The organism is Burkholderia latens, assembly GCF_001718795.1.
Taxonomy (GTDB): Bacteria; Pseudomonadota; Gammaproteobacteria; order Burkholderiales; family Burkholderiaceae; genus Burkholderia; species Burkholderia latens_A.
In genome coordinates this window covers 2,597,367-2,611,813 of sequence record NZ_CP013435.1, presented here as the reverse complement: position 1 = coordinate 2,611,813, position 14,447 = coordinate 2,597,367, and the positions used below count along the sequence as shown (strand labels likewise).

Below are 14,447 nucleotides of genomic sequence, written 5' to 3'. Positions count from 1 at the left end.
CGCCGCACAGTCTACAGCCAACCGGCGCGCGCGAACGAAAATGTATCGGCGGTGCCGACGACGATGTGATCGAGCAGCGTCGCGTCCACCAGCGTCAGCGCCTCGCGCAGCACCCGCGTAAGCCGGCGGTCTTCCGCGCTCGGCTGCACGGCGCCCGACGGATGATTGTGCGCGATGATCAGCGACGCGGCGTTCAGCATGAGCGCGCGCCGCACGATCTCGCGCGGATACACCGCCATCCGCGTGAGCGAGCCGCGTGCGCTTTCCTCCACGTCGATGAGGCCGTGGCGCGCATCCAGGTACAGCGTGACGAACACCTCGTACGGACGCATGCCGATCCGCAGTCGCAGATAGTCCTCCACCGCACCCGGCGAGTCGATCTGCATCCGCTCGCGCGCCTTTTCGACCAGGGCGCGCCGCACGATCTCGGTGACCGCGATCAGCACGGCCGAGCGCGCGGCGCCGATGCCGGGGTGCGTTGCGAAGACGCCGGGCTCCGCATCCAGCATGTCGCGCAGCGAATCGCCAAAGCGCGCAAGCAGCGCTCGTGCGCTGGCGAACACGTCGCGGCCGCCTCCGCCGGTGCCGAGCAGCAGCGCGACGAGCTCGGCGTCGGTCAGTGCGGCCGGCCCGCGTTCGAGCAGCCTCTCGCGGGGCAAGTGCGGTTTCCAGTTCCGCGGGCGCCGCTTGCGCGGCCCTGCGGGCCCGGCCCGGCGTGCCGGATCGGCCCGCGTGTCGGCGACGTCGCGACATTCCGTCGCCGGGGCGGCGACGCAGATTGACAGCATGATCGGCACTCCATTGGCGGCGGCCGCACGCGCGACGTTGTCGCACTTTCAGCCTTGCTCGCTCAGGTGACTTACAATATTGGCTTTGCGCCGGGCTTTTCGCCCAGTTCGGGCGCCGACGAACACGAGTCATTCATGAGCATCATCGATCTATCCGAAGTGAAGCCCGGTTCCCATGTGACGCTGCATTACCGGCTTGCACTGGCCGACGGCGCCGACATCGTCAACACCTTCTCCGACAAGCCCGCCACGCTGCTGCTCGGCGCCGGGCAGCTGGCGCCCTCGCTGGAACAGATTCTGCTGGGGCTGCGGGTCGGCGACCATTCGACTTTTCAGCTAACGCCGGAGCAGGGGTTCGGTCCCCGCAATCCCGACATGCTTCAGCGCGTGACGCTGTCGACGCTGCGCGAGAACGGGATGGTCGGCGACGATTTCACGCCCGGCGACCTGATCGAGTTCAACGCACCGGACGGCGGCCGTTATGCGGGCGTGCTGAAGGAAGTCAGCGAAACCTCGGCGCTGTTCGATTTCAATCATCCGCTCGCGGGCCAAGCGCTCACGTTCGAAGTGAAAATCATCGGAATCCTGTAATCATGAGCACCACCGATACGCTGTCCGGACAGACCGTCGCCGCCGACGCCGAAATCCTGCTCGCCCAGCCGCGCGGTTTCTGCGCGGGGGTCGATCGCGCGATCGAGATCGTCGAGCGCGCAATCGCGATGCATGGCGCGCCGATCTACGTTCGTCACGAGATCGTCCACAACAAGTACGTGGTCGAGGATCTCAAGAAGAAAGGCGCGATCTTCGTCGAGGAGCTTGAAGAAGTGCCGGCCGGCAACACCGTCATCTTCAGCGCGCACGGCGTGTCGAAGGCCGTGCGCGACGAGGCCGACGTGCGCGGGCTGCGCATTTACGACGCGACGTGCCCGCTCGTCACGAAGGTGCACGTCGAAGTGGCGAAGATGCGTCAGGACGGCGTCGACATCGTGATGATCGGCCACAAGGGTCACCCGGAAGTCGAGGGCACGATGGGGCAGGTTGAGCGCGGCATGCATCTCGTCGAGAGCGTCGAGGACGTGCAGAAGCTCGAGCTCGCCGATCCGGAGCGCATCGCGCTCGTCACGCAGACGACGCTGTCCGTCGACGACGCCGCCGAGATCATCGGTGCGCTGAAGGCGAAATATCCGAAGATCCGCGAGCCGAAGAAACAGGACATCTGCTACGCGACGCAGAACCGCCAGGACGCGGTGAAGTTCATGGCGCCGCAGTGCGACGTCGTGATCGTCGTCGGCAGCCCGAACAGCTCGAATTCGAGCCGGCTGCGCGAAGTGGCCGAGAAGCGCGGCGTGGCTGCGTACATGGTCGATGCACCCGAGCAGATCGATCCGGCGTGGGTGGCCGGCAAGCGCCGTATCGGCGTGACGGCCGGCGCGTCGGCGCCGGAGGTGCTCGCCCAGGCCGTGATCGCGCGGCTGCGTGAGCTCGGCGTGCGCAACGTTCGCGCGCTGGAAGGCATCGAGGAGAACGTGTCGTTTCCGCTGCCCCGAGGGCTGAATTTGCCGCCCGCCGCGTGAGTGCGGCGTCGCACCCGCGGTACCCCGAAGCGCGCCTGCCGGCGCGCTTTTTTTTGCGCTGCGAAAATCCGGGCGCAACCATTATTCATATTAAGGTTGCAACCGGGTTGCTATCGTCGTGTTCAGCCGTCTCTCAAAATTGGTTGCAATGCAGGAAAACCCCATCGAATCAGGATTATTGGCGGCCCGTAAATGGAGTTACAATGCGCCCGTTTTCAGGCCGGAATGGCTTTGAAATCGGGTTCTGGCAAGGCGCGGGAGACCTATTCGATGCATGTGAAGTTGGCTTACGCCACGTACGTCGCCGCACCGGTTGCAATGTTGGCCGGTGACGGGAAAACGAGCGACGGCAGGGCGGGCAGGATGGCTGCGGGTTACGCGTTACCGGCGGCCAGCGACATGCGCACTGCGAGAACCGGCCGTGCGGCGCCGTCGGCGTGCCGCATTGCGCAATCGGACAGTGACAAGGACAACGGGGCACGTTTGGCAATCGACGCATTCAACGCGCAGGGCTCGACGATCGGCATGCATTCGACACGGCACGAAGTTCGGGCCGGCGGCGTGGCGCTCGACCGCGCGACGGGCACACGGGGTGCCCGACAACGAGCCGCCGGACGTCAGGCGGCAGCAGCGCGCGTCGAACGACGGGCGCTCGGGTTTCGGGGCAACGCAGGCAACGTGCAGATGGCGCTGATCCCCTTTCATTTCGATTCGACGAAGCAGGACGTCGCTGCGGCTTCCATCATCGCGGCGGGCGGAATGCTTCGTCTCACGAATTCCGATGCAGTCCTGACGAAAGTTGGGCGCCACTCTCGCGTTGCCCTTTCGGGCGCCGCGCGGACGGCGGACGGCATCGGAGCGCAAACCCTTGGCGACAACGGCATGTGCGCCGTCAAGGTGGTCGAGCCCGCGGGCGACGCGGCGCGGAACCTGATCTGCCCGGACGCGGGTTTCGCCCCGGCCCGGACGGAAAAAGGCACGGAAGCCGGGAAACCGGACGCCGGCCGTTTCGGCACGCTGCCCTACGACTTCAAGGAGGCCAAGACCACCGTCCTCGATGTCGTGACGATTTAGCGACGGGACTCGTGATGGCACCGGAACAGTGCGGTGCCGTTTTTGTATCCGCTCCGGCGGCAGGTCCGGCCGTACAGGCCGGGCGGCGCGCGCCGGGACGATCCACCCTTACCGGTATTGACTAGTACCCGCAGTGTCGCCGAGAAGGCGCGATTCCTCGCTTACCGGCGGGGCGCAACGTCCTCCGGCAGCATGGGCCAAGGAGCTTTAAATGGATATTTTCGTCCAGCAGATCCTCAACGGGCTGGTGCTCGGCAGTGTGTACGCCATCATCGCGTTGGGTTACACGATGGTGTACGGCATTCTCGGCATCATCAACTTCGCGCACGGCGACGTGCTGATGATCGGCGCGATGGTCGCCCTGTCCGCGATCACCGTGCTGCAGAACCACTTCCCGCAACTCGGCAACGTCGCGACGCTGACGATCGGTCTCGGCATCGCCGCGATCGTCTGCGCGTTCGTCGGCTTCACGATCGAACGCGTCGCGTACCGGCCGCTGCGCCGCGCGCCGCGTCTCGCACCGCTGATCACCGCGATCGGCGTGTCGATCCTGCTGCAGACGGCCGCGATGATCATCTGGTCGCGCAACCCGCTGCCGTTCCCGCAATTGCTGCCGACCGATCCGATCAACGTGATCAAGGCGACCGACACGACGCCCGGCGCCGTGATCTCGATCACCGAAATCGTGATCATCGCGGTCGCGTTCATCGTGATGGGCGGCCTGCTGCTGCTCGTGCACAAGACCAAGCTCGGCCGCGCGATGCGCGCGATCGCCGAAAGCCCGAATACGGCGAGCCTGATGGGCGTGAACCCGAACTTCGTGATCTCCGCGACGTTCATGATCGGCTCCGCGCTCGCCGCGCTGGCCGGCGTGATGATCGCGTCCGAATACGGCAACGTGCACTTCTACATGGGCTTCATCCCCGGCATGAAGGCGTTCACGGCCGCGGTGCTCGGCGGGATCGGCAACCTGGGCGGTGCGATGGTCGGCGGCGTGCTGCTCGGCCTGATCGAGCAGCTCGGCGCGGGCTACATCGGCAACCTCACGGGCGGCGTGTTCGGCAGCAACTACCAGGACGTGTTCGCATTCATCGTGCTGATCATCGTGCTGGTGTTCCGTCCGTCGGGCCTGCTGGGCGAACGTGTCGCGGACCGCGCGTAACGGAAGGGGAGCAAACAACATGACATCCATTCAACCGATCGAATCGTCGACGTCGCTCGTCGAAGAGCGCAACACCACCAAGACCGTCATCATCGGCATCCTCACCGCGGCCTTCGTGATCGCGGCGCCGATCATCATCGGCTCGGCCGGCGGCAACTACTGGGTCCGCGTGCTCGACTTCGCGATGCTGTACGTGATGCTCGCGCTGGGCCTGAACGTCGTGGTCGGCTTCGCCGGCCTGCTCGACCTCGGCTACATCGCGTTCTACGCGGTGGGCGCGTACACGGCGGCGCTGTTGAGCTCGCCGCACCTGACCTCGCAGTTCGAGTGGATCGCGGCGCTCGCGCCGAACGGGTTGCACGTGCCGTTCCTGATCATCGTGCCGATCGCGATGGCATTGGCGGCGACCTTCGGGATCCTGCTCGGTGCGCCGACGCTGCGCCTGCGCGGCGACTACCTGGCGATCGTCACGCTCGGCTTCGGTGAAATCGTCCGGATCTTCATGAACAACCTCGACCGTCCGGTGAACATCACCAACGGCCCGAAGGGGATCACGGGCATCGATCCGGTGCACGTCGGCGGATTCAACCTGTCGCAGACGCACACGATCTTCGGCTTCCAGCTGCCGTCGGTCTACATGTACTACTACCTGTTCGTGCTGTGCGCGCTGCTGGTGATCTGGGTCTGTACGCGCCTGCAGCACTCGCGTATCGGCCGTGCATGGGCGGCGATCCGCGAAGACGAAATCGCCGCGAAGGCGATGGGCATCAACACCCGCAACGTGAAGCTGCTCGCGTTCGCGATGGGCGCGTCGTTCGGCGGTCTGTCGGGCGCGATGTTCGGCGCGTTCCAGGGCTTCGTGTCGCCCGAGTCGTTCACGTTCTGGGAATCGATCGTCGTGCTGGCCTGCGTGGTGCTCGGCGGCATGGGCCACATCCCGGGCGTGATCCTCGGCGCGGTGCTGCTCGCGATCTTCCCGGAATTCCTGCGCTCGACGATGAGCCCGCTGCAGCACGCGCTGTTCGGTCACGACATCGTCGACACCGAAGTGATCCGTCAGGCGCTGTACGGCCTCGCGATGGTCGTCATCATGCTGTACCGCTCGGAAGGCCTGTGGCCCGCGCCGAAGCATGAGGACAAGATCGCTAAACTGGCGAAGCGCAACAGCAAGAAGCCGGTGCGCGCTTAACCAACGGACAAGGGGATATCACACATGAGCGACAAGCAAATCCGACTGTCCGTCACGGGCGTGAACAAGCGCTTCGGCGGGCTGCAGGCGCTGTCCGATGTCGGCCTGCAGATCAAGGAAGGCGAGATCTATGGGCTGATCGGCCCGAACGGCGCGGGCAAGACCACGTTCTTCAACGTGATCACGGGCCTCTACACGCCGGACTCCGGCGACTTCAAGCTGGACGGCGAGAATTACACGCCGACGGCGGTGCACCAGGTCGCGAAGGCCGGCATCGCGCGCACGTTCCAGAACATTCGCCTGTTCGGCGGGATGACGGCGCTGGAGAACGTGATGGTGGGCCGCCACGTGCGCACCAAGCACGGGCTGCTCGGCGCGGTGTTCCAGACGCCGGCCGAACGCCAGGAAGAGCGCGAGATCAAGGAGCGCGCGATCGAGCTGCTCGAATACGTCGGCGTGTTGCAATACGCGGACTACACGTCGCGCAACCTGTCGTACGGCCACCAGCGTCGCCTGGAAATCGCGCGCGCGCTCGCGACCGACCCGAAGCTGCTCGCGCTCGACGAGCCGGCGGCCGGGATGAACGCGACCGAGAAGGTCGAACTCACGCGCCTGCTCGACAAGATCCGCTCGGACGGCCGCACGATTCTGCTGATCGAGCACGACGTGAAGCTCGTGATGGGATTGTGCAACCGGATGACGGTGCTCGATTACGGCAAGGTGATCGCCGAGGGTCTGCCGCAGGACGTGCAGAAGAATCCGAAGGTGATTGAGGCATATCTCGGCGCAGGGGTGCACTGATGGCAGCGGCAATGTTGAAAATCAAGGGCTTGCAGGTCAACTACGGCGGCATCCAGGCCGTCAAGGGCGTTGACATGGAAGTCCGCCAGGGCGAACTCGTGACGCTGATCGGCGCAAACGGTGCCGGCAAGACCACGACGATGAAGGCGATCACGGGTCTCAAGCCGTACTCGGCCGGCGACATCGAGTACGACGGCAAGTCGATCAAGGGCATTCCGCCGCACGAGTTGCTCAAGCGCGGCCTCGCGATGGTGCCGGAAGGCCGCGGGATCTTCGCGCGGATGTCGATCATCGAGAACATGCAGATGGGCGCGTACCTGCGCAACGACAACGAGCAGATCAAGAAGGACGTCGACCGGATGTTCGGCTTCTTTCCGCGCCTGAAGGAGCGTGCGACGCAGCTCGCGGGCACGCTGTCGGGCGGCGAGCAGCAGATGCTCGCGATGTCGCGCGCGATTCTGAGCAAGCCGAAGCTGCTGCTGCTCGACGAGCCGTCGATGGGGCTGTCGCCGATCATGGTCGAGAAGATCTTCGAAGTGGTGCGCGAGATCTCGAAGGAGGGCATCACGGTGCTGCTCGTCGAACAGAACGCGCGCCTCGCGCTGCAGGCGGCCGACCGTGGCTACGTGATGGATTCGGGCACGGTCACGATGGAAGGCGACGCGAAGCAGATGCTCGACGATCCGAAGGTGCGGGCCGCGTATCTGGGTGAATAAACGGGCCCGGTGCGGCGCGGCGGCGGACGCCGGCGTGCCGTGCAAAGGCTTGCGAGGGCTGTCACGGGTTCCCGTGGCAGCCTTTTTTCATTTTGCGCGCCCGGCGGCGAACCGCGCGCGGACGCGACTCCATTTCTTCGAGCGGGGCATCGGCGATGCGGGCCGGAATGCGGCGGCGTGAATGCGGTACGTCAGCGGCCCTTCGCCAGCGGCCCTCCGCAAACCGTCACGCGGAACGCGTACCATGATTGATCCATCGTGACAGGGAGAGCGCGCATGAGTCTCGACTACGGTTTCGTCAAGGCGAAGGTGACGTCGGTCGCACGGCTGAAGGGTTCGCCGCACGGCAGCGAGATCCAGTATCACATCCACCTGACGCTCGCGTTGCCGACCGGCGACTGGGACGTCGCGATCAACGTCGGCACCAACGACGCGGACGATCTGCTGAACTACAAGCTCGTCTACGATTTTCATCATCCGGTCACGGCGACGCTCGCGGCGGCGGCCGAAGGCTATACCGACCTGACCGGACACACCGCGCTGCCGGCGCTCGACTACCTGCGCAGCGACATCCTGAACGAGACGGGGGCATGGCGCGCGAGCGCGGTGATGGACGGTACCGAGCACGCGGAGCCGATCCCGTCGCTATTGCGGCTCGTCAACGCCGCGCAGTCGCAGGGGCTCGACGTCGTCGTGTTCGGCCGCACGTATTCGGAGGGCAACGGCATCCACGACACGCACATGAACCAGGGGTCGACCGGCGCGAATTACCTGCACCGCGCCGGCGACGACCACAACGATCACAACGACGTGTGGCAGGACGGCGCGCTGATCGTGCGCGTGAGCGACACGCAATGGGCCGCGTATTTCGCGGCGTTCGAGAAGCAGGCCGTGCCGACCGACGCACTCGGCAATCCGCTGCCGGACGCGGGGCCGATCACGCGCTGATCGTGAAGGTGGCGGCGGCGAGTGTCGGCGGCGGCGTCATGCGGCCGGCAGCGCCTTGCCGAACGAGATGCGTTCCTCGACCCGATAGCCGAGCGCCGCATAGAAGCGGCACGCATCGTCGTTGCCCGGCAGCACCTGCAGATTGATCTTCAGGCAGCCGCGCGCGGCGAGCGCGCGTTCCGCATGCGCGATCAGCGCGCGGCCGATGCCGAGCCGCCGCGCATCGTTCGCTACGCCGAACGAGTAGAGCCAGCCGCGATGTCCGTCGAAGCCCGCCATCAGCGTGCCGACGATCCGCGCGCCGCACGTTGCGACGAAGAACAGCTCCGGCTGCGTCGCGAGCTTCAGCTCGATCGATCGCCGCGGATCGCGGTGCGGCGGCGCACCGGCTTCGTCGTACTGCGGGAACGCGTCGCGCCAGACCGCCAGCACGGCATCGGTGTCGGCGCGTTCGAACGGGCGAATAACGAGGGCATCGGCGGCGGCATCCATCGCGGCACGCTCCTTACAGCGTGTCGAGGATCGACCGCAGCATCGCCATCATCTGGTCGATCTCCTCGGTCGACACGTTCAGTGCGGGCATGAAGCGCAGCAGGTTCGGGCGCGCCGCGTTCAGCAGCAGGCCGTCGGGCTGCATGTCGCGCGCCTTCTCGACGATCTGCGGGCCGATATCCTTGCCGAGCAGCAGCGCGCGCAGCAGGCCTTCGCCGCGTTCACCCTCGAAACCGCGCTCCTCCGACAGCTCGAGCAGCTTGCGCTTCAGATACTCGCCGCGCGCGCGCACGCCCTCGAGGAAGCCGGGGGCGACGAGCTGCGAGATCACCGAATGGCCGACTGCCGTCATCAGCGGGTTGCCGTTGTACGTGCCGCCCTGGTCGCCGGCCTCGAACACCGCGACGTCGGCCTTCGACAGCAGCGCGCCGAGCGGCACGCCGCCGCCGATACCCTTCGCGAGCGTCATGACGTCCGGCTCGATACCCGACAGCTCGTACGCGAACAGCGTGCCCGCGCGGCCGCAGCCGCTCTGCACTTCGTCGACGATCAGCAGCAGGTTGTGCTGCTTCGTCAGCGCGCGCAGCGCCTGCATGAATTCGCGCGTTGCCGGGATCACGCCGCCTTCGCCCTGGATCGGCTCGAGCATCACGGCGACGGTCTTGTCGGTGATCAGCTTTTCGACCGAGTCGATGTTGTTCAGCTCGGCTTTCGGGAAGCCCGGCACCTGCGGTGCGTAGATCGTGTCCCAGCCCGGCTTGCCGCTCGCCGACATCGTCGCGAGCGTGCGGCCGTGAAAGCTGTGATCGAACGTGATGATCTCGTACGCGCCGTTCTTGAACTTGCGGCCCCATTTGCGCGCGAGCTTGATCGCGCCTTCGTTTGCTTCCGCGCCGCTGTTCGTGAAGAACACCTTGTCGAACACGCTGTGCTGCGTGAGCAGCCCCGCGAGCTTTGCCATCGGCTCGTTGTAGAACGCCGGCGACGGGTTCAGCAGCTTTTCGGCCTGCGTTTTCAGCGCTTCGACGATGCCGTCGTTGCAGTGGCCGAGGCTGTTGACGGCCCAGCCCTGGATGAAGTCGAGATAGCGCTTGCCCGTGTGATCGTAGAGCCACGAACCTTTGCCGTGCGTGAACACGATGTCGGGGCGGTTCGTGATGTACATCAGCGAGTCGATCGGGTAATCGTTCAGGGGCATGGCAGCAGACTCCAGCGGACGTTGAAAGGGAAACGGGCAATAAAAAAGCCACGGAAGGCCGTGGCTGGTGGGTCGAACAGCTTGTGCGTAACCGGTGAAGCGGAGGAGGGTTACGCGCGAGTCCGTGACGAGCCGGCGGCATCCGGGAGGAGCGGCGAGCGGCGACGTCGGAAAGCGGACAGGAAACGGTTCATGTGCGCAAGCATAAGGCATCCCGCGCCCCACTGTAAACCGCCGCGATGCCACGGATGTGACACGGCGGCGCGCAGCGGGGCGCGTTCACGCATGCGGTGCTCAGACCGGATGCGCGAGATCGGCGGCACTCGTGAAAGAGTCAGCGTAGAACTCGTCGGCCGGCAGCGCGTGGTGTTGCGTGAAGTCGCGCTGGGCGGATTCGACCATCACCGGCGCGCCGCACGCATATACCTGGTGACCGGACAGATCGGGCAGATCCTCGATCACCGCGCGGTGGACGAAGCCGGTGCGGCCGGTCCATTGGTCGGCGTCGTCCGGCTCGGACAGCACCGGCACGTACTTGAAGTTCGGGATCTCGCGCGCCCACTGCTCGGCGAGCTCGCCGAGGTAGATGTCTTTCTTGCGGCGGGCGCCCCAGTAGAGCGTCATCGGACGCGTGATGCCCGCGTGCTTCACGTGCTCGATGATCGCCTTGATTGGTGCGAAGCCGGTGCCGGACGCGAGCAGCACGATCGGCTTGTCGGAATCCTCGCGCAGGAAGAACGTGCCGAGCGGGCCTTCGAAGCGCAGGATGTCGCGCTCCTTCATCGCGCCAAATACGTGGTCGGTGAACTTGCCGCCCGGCATGTGGCGGATGTGCAGCTCGATCGGGCCTTCCTCGTGCGGCGCGTTCGCCATCGAGTAGCTGCGGCGCGAGCCGTCCTTCAGGATGAATTCGATGTACTGGCCGGCGAGGTATTGCAGGCGTTCGTTGGCCGGCAGCTGCAGCTTCACGATCATCACGTCGTCGGCGCGGCGCTCGAGCGCCGCGATCCGGCACGGCAGCTTCTTCACCTGCACGCCGTCGACGCCGGCGATCTCACGCACGTCGATCTCGAGATCGCATTGCGCCTTCGAGCAGCACAGCAGCGCGAGGCCGCGCGTGCGTTCGTCGTTGGACAATGCCGACGCGGCATGGGGCCCCTGTTCGATCTGGCCCGACACGATCTGGCCCTTGCACGAGCCGCACGCACCGTTCTTGCACCCGTACGGCAGGTGCACGTTCTGGCGCAGCGCCGCCGCCAGCACGGTTTCGTCCGACTCGACCTGGAACTGCCGGCCGCTTTGCTTGAGAGTAACGTTGAATGCCATAGAACCAAATAGAACAAGATGTGGGGACCGTGCATTTCACGCACGGCAGCTACAATGCAAGCCCGTTGCGCGCCGCGCAACGTTGCAACTGATTTCGCAACCAACATGATCGCGACTCGAATCCTGCGCCGCCCGCGCGCACTGATCGTCGGCTGCGGCGACGTCGGCCTGCGCTGCGTCGCGCAATGGCGCGAAGCCCGCCCGGAGCTGCGCATCGTCGCGCTGACGAGCCATCCGGGCCGCTGCGACGAATTGCGCGCGGCGGGCGCGGCCCCGCTCGTCGGCAATCTCGATCGGCGCGCAACGCTTTCGCGAATCGCCGGTCTTGCCCGCACGATTCTGCATCTCGCGCCTCCGCAAGCCGAGGGCCGCGACGATCGCCGCACGCGCGCGCTGATCGCCGCATTGTCCGTGCCCGCACGACGGCCGTCCGCACCGGCCGTTGCCGCGGTCGGCCGGCTGCGCACGCTGCGGGGCGCGACGCGGCAGGCCGGCGGGCCGGTTCGGGCAGCGCGTATTGTACCCGACGCCCTTCGCGCGCCGACGCTCGTCTACGCGAGCACGACCGGCGTCTACGGCGATTGCGGAGGCGCCCGCATCGATGAAACGCAGCCGCTGCGCCCCGGTAATCCGCGCGCCTTCCGGCGCGTGTCGGCCGAGCGTCAACTGCGGGCGGCGACGGTGCGACGCGTGCTGTCCGCGCGCATCGTACGGATTCCCGGCATCTATGCGGCGAACCGGCTGCCGCTCGCGCGGCTCGAGCGTGGCACGCCGGCGCTCGACGCGGCCGACGACGTCTACACGAACCACATCCACGCGGACGATCTCGCGGCGATCCTGCGCCGTGCGGCCGTGCGCGGCAAGCCGGCGCGCGCGGTGCACGCGTCGGACGACAGCGAACTGCGGATGGGAGAGTATTTCGACCGGGTTGCGCACGCGTTCGGCCTGCCGCCGCCGCCGCGCATCAGCCGCGCGGACGCCGAGCACCAGCTCGAGCCGACGCTGCTGTCGTTCATGCGTGAGTCCCGGCGCCTGTCGAATGCGCGGCTCAAGGCCGAATTGTGCGTGACGTTGCGCTATCCGACCGTAGACGAATTCCTTCAAACGCTCGCGCCGGGCGGCGCGTCAGGTCAAGGCCGGTAACGCTTCGATCAGCAGGAAGCACAGCAGCGCACCGATCATCGCGCCGATCAGGTTCGGATGATATTTGTGCTTCATGTGCATCGTGGCCAGCAGCGCGCCGATCACGATGGCACCCATGACCGCGAACGCGATCATCACGTAGGAAAGCTCGAAAGAATGGTTGGCGTTCATGATGTCTCCCCTGCATCGCTGCTCGTACAGCTTGTGATTTCAGTATAGCGGGGGAACGTGCGGCCGCGACGCGTGCCGACACCGAACGGTCGTGCGGATTTTCCCTTACAGGGTTTTGACGGAATTGCGCAGTGCCGCAAGGTCGCTGGTGTCGAGCCAGCGCCACGCGCCGGGCGCGAGATCGTCCGGAAGCCTGAAGCCGCCGATGCTTTCGCGGTGCAGCGCGTCGACGCGGTTGCTGGCCGCGGCGACCATGCGTTTCACTTGGTGATATTTGCCTTCGAGAACGGTCAGCGCGAGCGTGTGCGTGTCGCGCGCGTCCGCAGCCATCGCCGCGATCGGCTTCGGCTCGCCGTGCAGTTGCACGCCGGCGCGCAGCGCGTTCAGCTGGGCGTCGTCGAGCGGGTGGCGCACGGTCGCCACGTAGGTTTTCGGCACCTTGCGCTTCGGCGATGTGTATGCGTGTACGAACTGGCCGTCGTCGGACATCAGCAGCAGGCCCGTGGTGTCCTGGTCGAGACGGCCGACGCACTGCACGCCGCGCGCGACGAGCGGCGCCGGCAGCAGGCTGAACACGCTCGCATGGTGCTGCGGCTCGCGCGAGCACTCGTATCCGGCCGGCTTGTTCAGCGCGAGATACGCGCGGGCATGAAACGGCCAGGCGATGTCGTCGACGGTGAATACGAGACCGTCGGTGTCGAGGGTCGCGTCGGGGTCCGTCGCGCTCGCTCCCGCGATGGTGACGCGGCCCGTTTCGATCAGGCCGCGGCACTGGCGGCGCGAGCCGAAGCCCTGCGTGTAGAGAATGCTTTCGAGATCCATAGCGCGCGCATTCTATCAAGCGGCGCGGCGGCACTGGCACGGCAGATCGATGCGATGCCCTGCGCATGCTGACGCGCGCGCATGCGTTCGCGGTGTGACGGGTCCGGCCGAGCAGATTTCGCCACCGGCGTCGGTGCGGTACCTGACCATTACCACGCGCCGATTGGATCGCTTTTCTGGATAATCCATCCAGCCATGCGCGGCTGACCGCGCCCGTCCTGCGTGCCTACACTCCTAGCTTCATTCAACGCAAAAAGGAGTCGACCGTGGCTACTCACACGCTCGCAGACAAGGTCGTCCTGATCGCAGGCGGCGCCAAGAATCTCGGCGGGCTGATCGCCCGGGATCTGGCCGGCCACGGCGCGCAGGCGGTGGCGATTCACTACAACAGCGCGGCGTCGCAGGCGCAGGCAGAGGAGACGGCTGCCGCGGTGCGCGCAGCCGGCGCGCAAGCCGCGACGTTCCAGGCCGACCTGACGACGGCCGCCGCGGTCGAGAAGCTGTTCGGCGACGCGAAGCGGCGCTTCGGCAAGATCGACATCGCGATCAATACCGTCGGCAAGGTGTTGAAGAAGCCGATTACCGAAATCTCCGAAGCCGAATACGACGAGATGTTCGCGGTGAACAGCAAGTCGGCGTTCTTCTTCATCAAGGAAGCGGGGCGGCACCTCGAGGATCACGGCAAGCTCGTCACGCTCGTGACGTCGCTGCTCGGCGCATTCACGCCGTTCTATGCGGCGTACGAAGGGTCGAAGGCGCCGGTCGAGCACTTCACGCGCGCGGCGTCGAAAGAATACGGCGCGCGCGGCATCTCGGTGACGGCGGTCGGGCCGGGCCCGATGGACACGCCGTTCTTCTACCCGGCCGAAGGCGCCGACGCGGTCGCGTACCACAAGACGGCGGCGGCGCTCTCGCCGTTCAGCAAGACCGGGCTGACCGACATCGAGGACGTCGTGCCGTTCATCCGCCATCTCGTGACCGACGGCTGGTGGATCACGGGCCAGACGATCCTGATCAACGGCGGCTATACGACCAAGTAACAC

The 14,447-nt window shown here is 66.1% G+C and carries 16 protein-coding genes; 10 read left to right on the top strand and 6 right to left on the bottom strand.

Translation table 11 applies throughout. The features are described from left to right. Positions 1 to 11: 11 nt before the first annotated feature. On the bottom strand, positions 12 to 788 hold the full coding sequence (radC, locus tag WK25_RS12140; RefSeq protein WP_069241991.1) for a RadC family protein: 777 nt from the start codon (positions 786 to 788) through the stop codon (positions 12 to 14). A gap of 135 nt (positions 789 to 923) precedes the next feature. On the opposite strand from radC, the gene WK25_RS12135 reads away from it, so the two are divergent. The 8 genes from WK25_RS12135 (at position 924) to WK25_RS12100 (ending at position 8,252) form a co-directional block, all read left to right on the top strand. Continuing rightward, positions 924 to 1,379 (top strand): FKBP-type peptidyl-prolyl cis-trans isomerase, encoded by a 456-nt coding sequence (locus WK25_RS12135; RefSeq protein WP_040141515.1) that lies wholly within the window; start codon positions 924 to 926, stop codon positions 1,377 to 1,379. A gap of 2 nt (positions 1,380 to 1,381) precedes the next feature. Continuing rightward, entirely contained in the window at positions 1,382 to 2,362 is a 981-nt protein-coding gene (ispH, locus tag WK25_RS12130) for a 4-hydroxy-3-methylbut-2-enyl diphosphate reductase (RefSeq protein WP_040141513.1), read from the top strand. Positions 2,363 to 2,632: 270 nt separating this feature from the next. After that, entirely contained in the window at positions 2,633 to 3,436 is an 804-nt protein-coding gene (locus tag WK25_RS12125; protein WP_083253015.1) for a branched-chain amino acid ABC transporter, read from the top strand. Between the two features lie 211 nt (positions 3,437 to 3,647). Continuing rightward, on the top strand, positions 3,648 to 4,598 hold the full coding sequence (locus tag WK25_RS12120; protein WP_040141511.1) for a branched-chain amino acid ABC transporter permease: 951 nt from the start codon (positions 3,648 to 3,650) through the stop codon (positions 4,596 to 4,598). Between the two features lie 19 nt (positions 4,599 to 4,617). Next, entirely contained in the window at positions 4,618 to 5,787 is a 1,170-nt protein-coding gene (locus WK25_RS12115; RefSeq protein ID WP_040141509.1) for an ABC transporter permease subunit, read from the top strand. 24 nt (positions 5,788 to 5,811) lie between these two features. After that, a complete protein-coding gene (locus tag WK25_RS12110) occupies positions 5,812 to 6,588 on the top strand; it encodes an ABC transporter ATP-binding protein (RefSeq protein ID WP_040141507.1) in 777 nt (258 codons plus the stop codon). Then, complete coding sequence (locus WK25_RS12105) at positions 6,588 to 7,304, top strand: ABC transporter ATP-binding protein (protein ID WP_012492822.1); 717 nt, start codon at positions 6,588 to 6,590, stop codon at positions 7,302 to 7,304. Before WK25_RS12110 ends, WK25_RS12105 begins: the two co-directional genes overlap by 1 nt. 276 nt (positions 7,305 to 7,580) lie before the next feature. Next, a complete protein-coding gene (locus WK25_RS12100; protein ID WP_040141503.1) occupies positions 7,581 to 8,252 on the top strand; it encodes a DUF2278 family protein in 672 nt (223 codons plus the stop codon). Between the two features lie 36 nt (positions 8,253 to 8,288). On the opposite strand, the gene WK25_RS12095 is transcribed toward WK25_RS12100, so the two are convergent. From WK25_RS12095 to WK25_RS12085, 3 genes are all read right to left on the bottom strand, one after another. Next, on the bottom strand, positions 8,289 to 8,744 hold the full coding sequence (locus WK25_RS12095; protein WP_069241667.1) for a GNAT family acetyltransferase: 456 nt from the start codon (positions 8,742 to 8,744) through the stop codon (positions 8,289 to 8,291). Positions 8,745 to 8,757: 13 nt separating this feature from the next. Continuing rightward, the gene (locus WK25_RS12090) at positions 8,758 to 9,942 is read right to left on the bottom strand and encodes an acetylornithine transaminase (RefSeq protein ID WP_069241666.1); all 1,185 of its coding nucleotides are present in this window, start codon (positions 9,940 to 9,942) and stop codon (positions 8,758 to 8,760) included. A 294-nt stretch (positions 9,943 to 10,236) separates the two neighbouring features. Further along, positions 10,237 to 11,268: a CDP-6-deoxy-delta-3,4-glucoseen reductase gene (locus tag WK25_RS12085; protein WP_069241665.1), complete on the bottom strand. Its 1,032-nt coding sequence runs from the start codon at positions 11,266 to 11,268 to the stop codon at positions 10,237 to 10,239. A gap of 105 nt (positions 11,269 to 11,373) precedes the next feature. Here WK25_RS12085 and WK25_RS12080 point away from each other — a divergent pair, with 105 nt between their 5' ends. After that, positions 11,374 to 12,411 carry an NAD-dependent epimerase/dehydratase family protein gene (locus tag WK25_RS12080; protein ID WP_059548778.1) on the top strand — a complete coding sequence of 346 codons (1,038 nt, stop codon included), beginning with the start codon at positions 11,374 to 11,376 and terminating at the stop codon, positions 12,409 to 12,411. Here the strand turns inward: WK25_RS12080 and WK25_RS12075 are convergent. Together WK25_RS12075 and WK25_RS12070 are read right to left on the bottom strand one after the other, a co-directional pair. After that, the gene (locus WK25_RS12075; RefSeq protein ID WP_040141491.1) at positions 12,394 to 12,582 is read right to left on the bottom strand and encodes a hypothetical protein; all 189 of its coding nucleotides are present in this window, start codon (positions 12,580 to 12,582) and stop codon (positions 12,394 to 12,396) included. The genes WK25_RS12080 and WK25_RS12075 overlap by 18 nt on opposite strands. A 105-nt stretch (positions 12,583 to 12,687) precedes the next feature. Continuing rightward, positions 12,688 to 13,404, bottom strand: a complete 717-nt coding sequence (locus WK25_RS12070; protein WP_069241664.1) for a pseudouridine synthase — start codon at positions 13,402 to 13,404, stop codon at positions 12,688 to 12,690. 266 nt (positions 13,405 to 13,670) lie between these two features. Here WK25_RS12070 and WK25_RS12065 point away from each other — a divergent pair, with 266 nt between their 5' ends. Then, positions 13,671 to 14,444: an SDR family oxidoreductase gene (locus WK25_RS12065; RefSeq protein ID WP_069241663.1), complete on the top strand. Its 774-nt coding sequence runs from the start codon at positions 13,671 to 13,673 to the stop codon at positions 14,442 to 14,444. Positions 14,445 to 14,447: the final 3 nt, after the last annotated feature.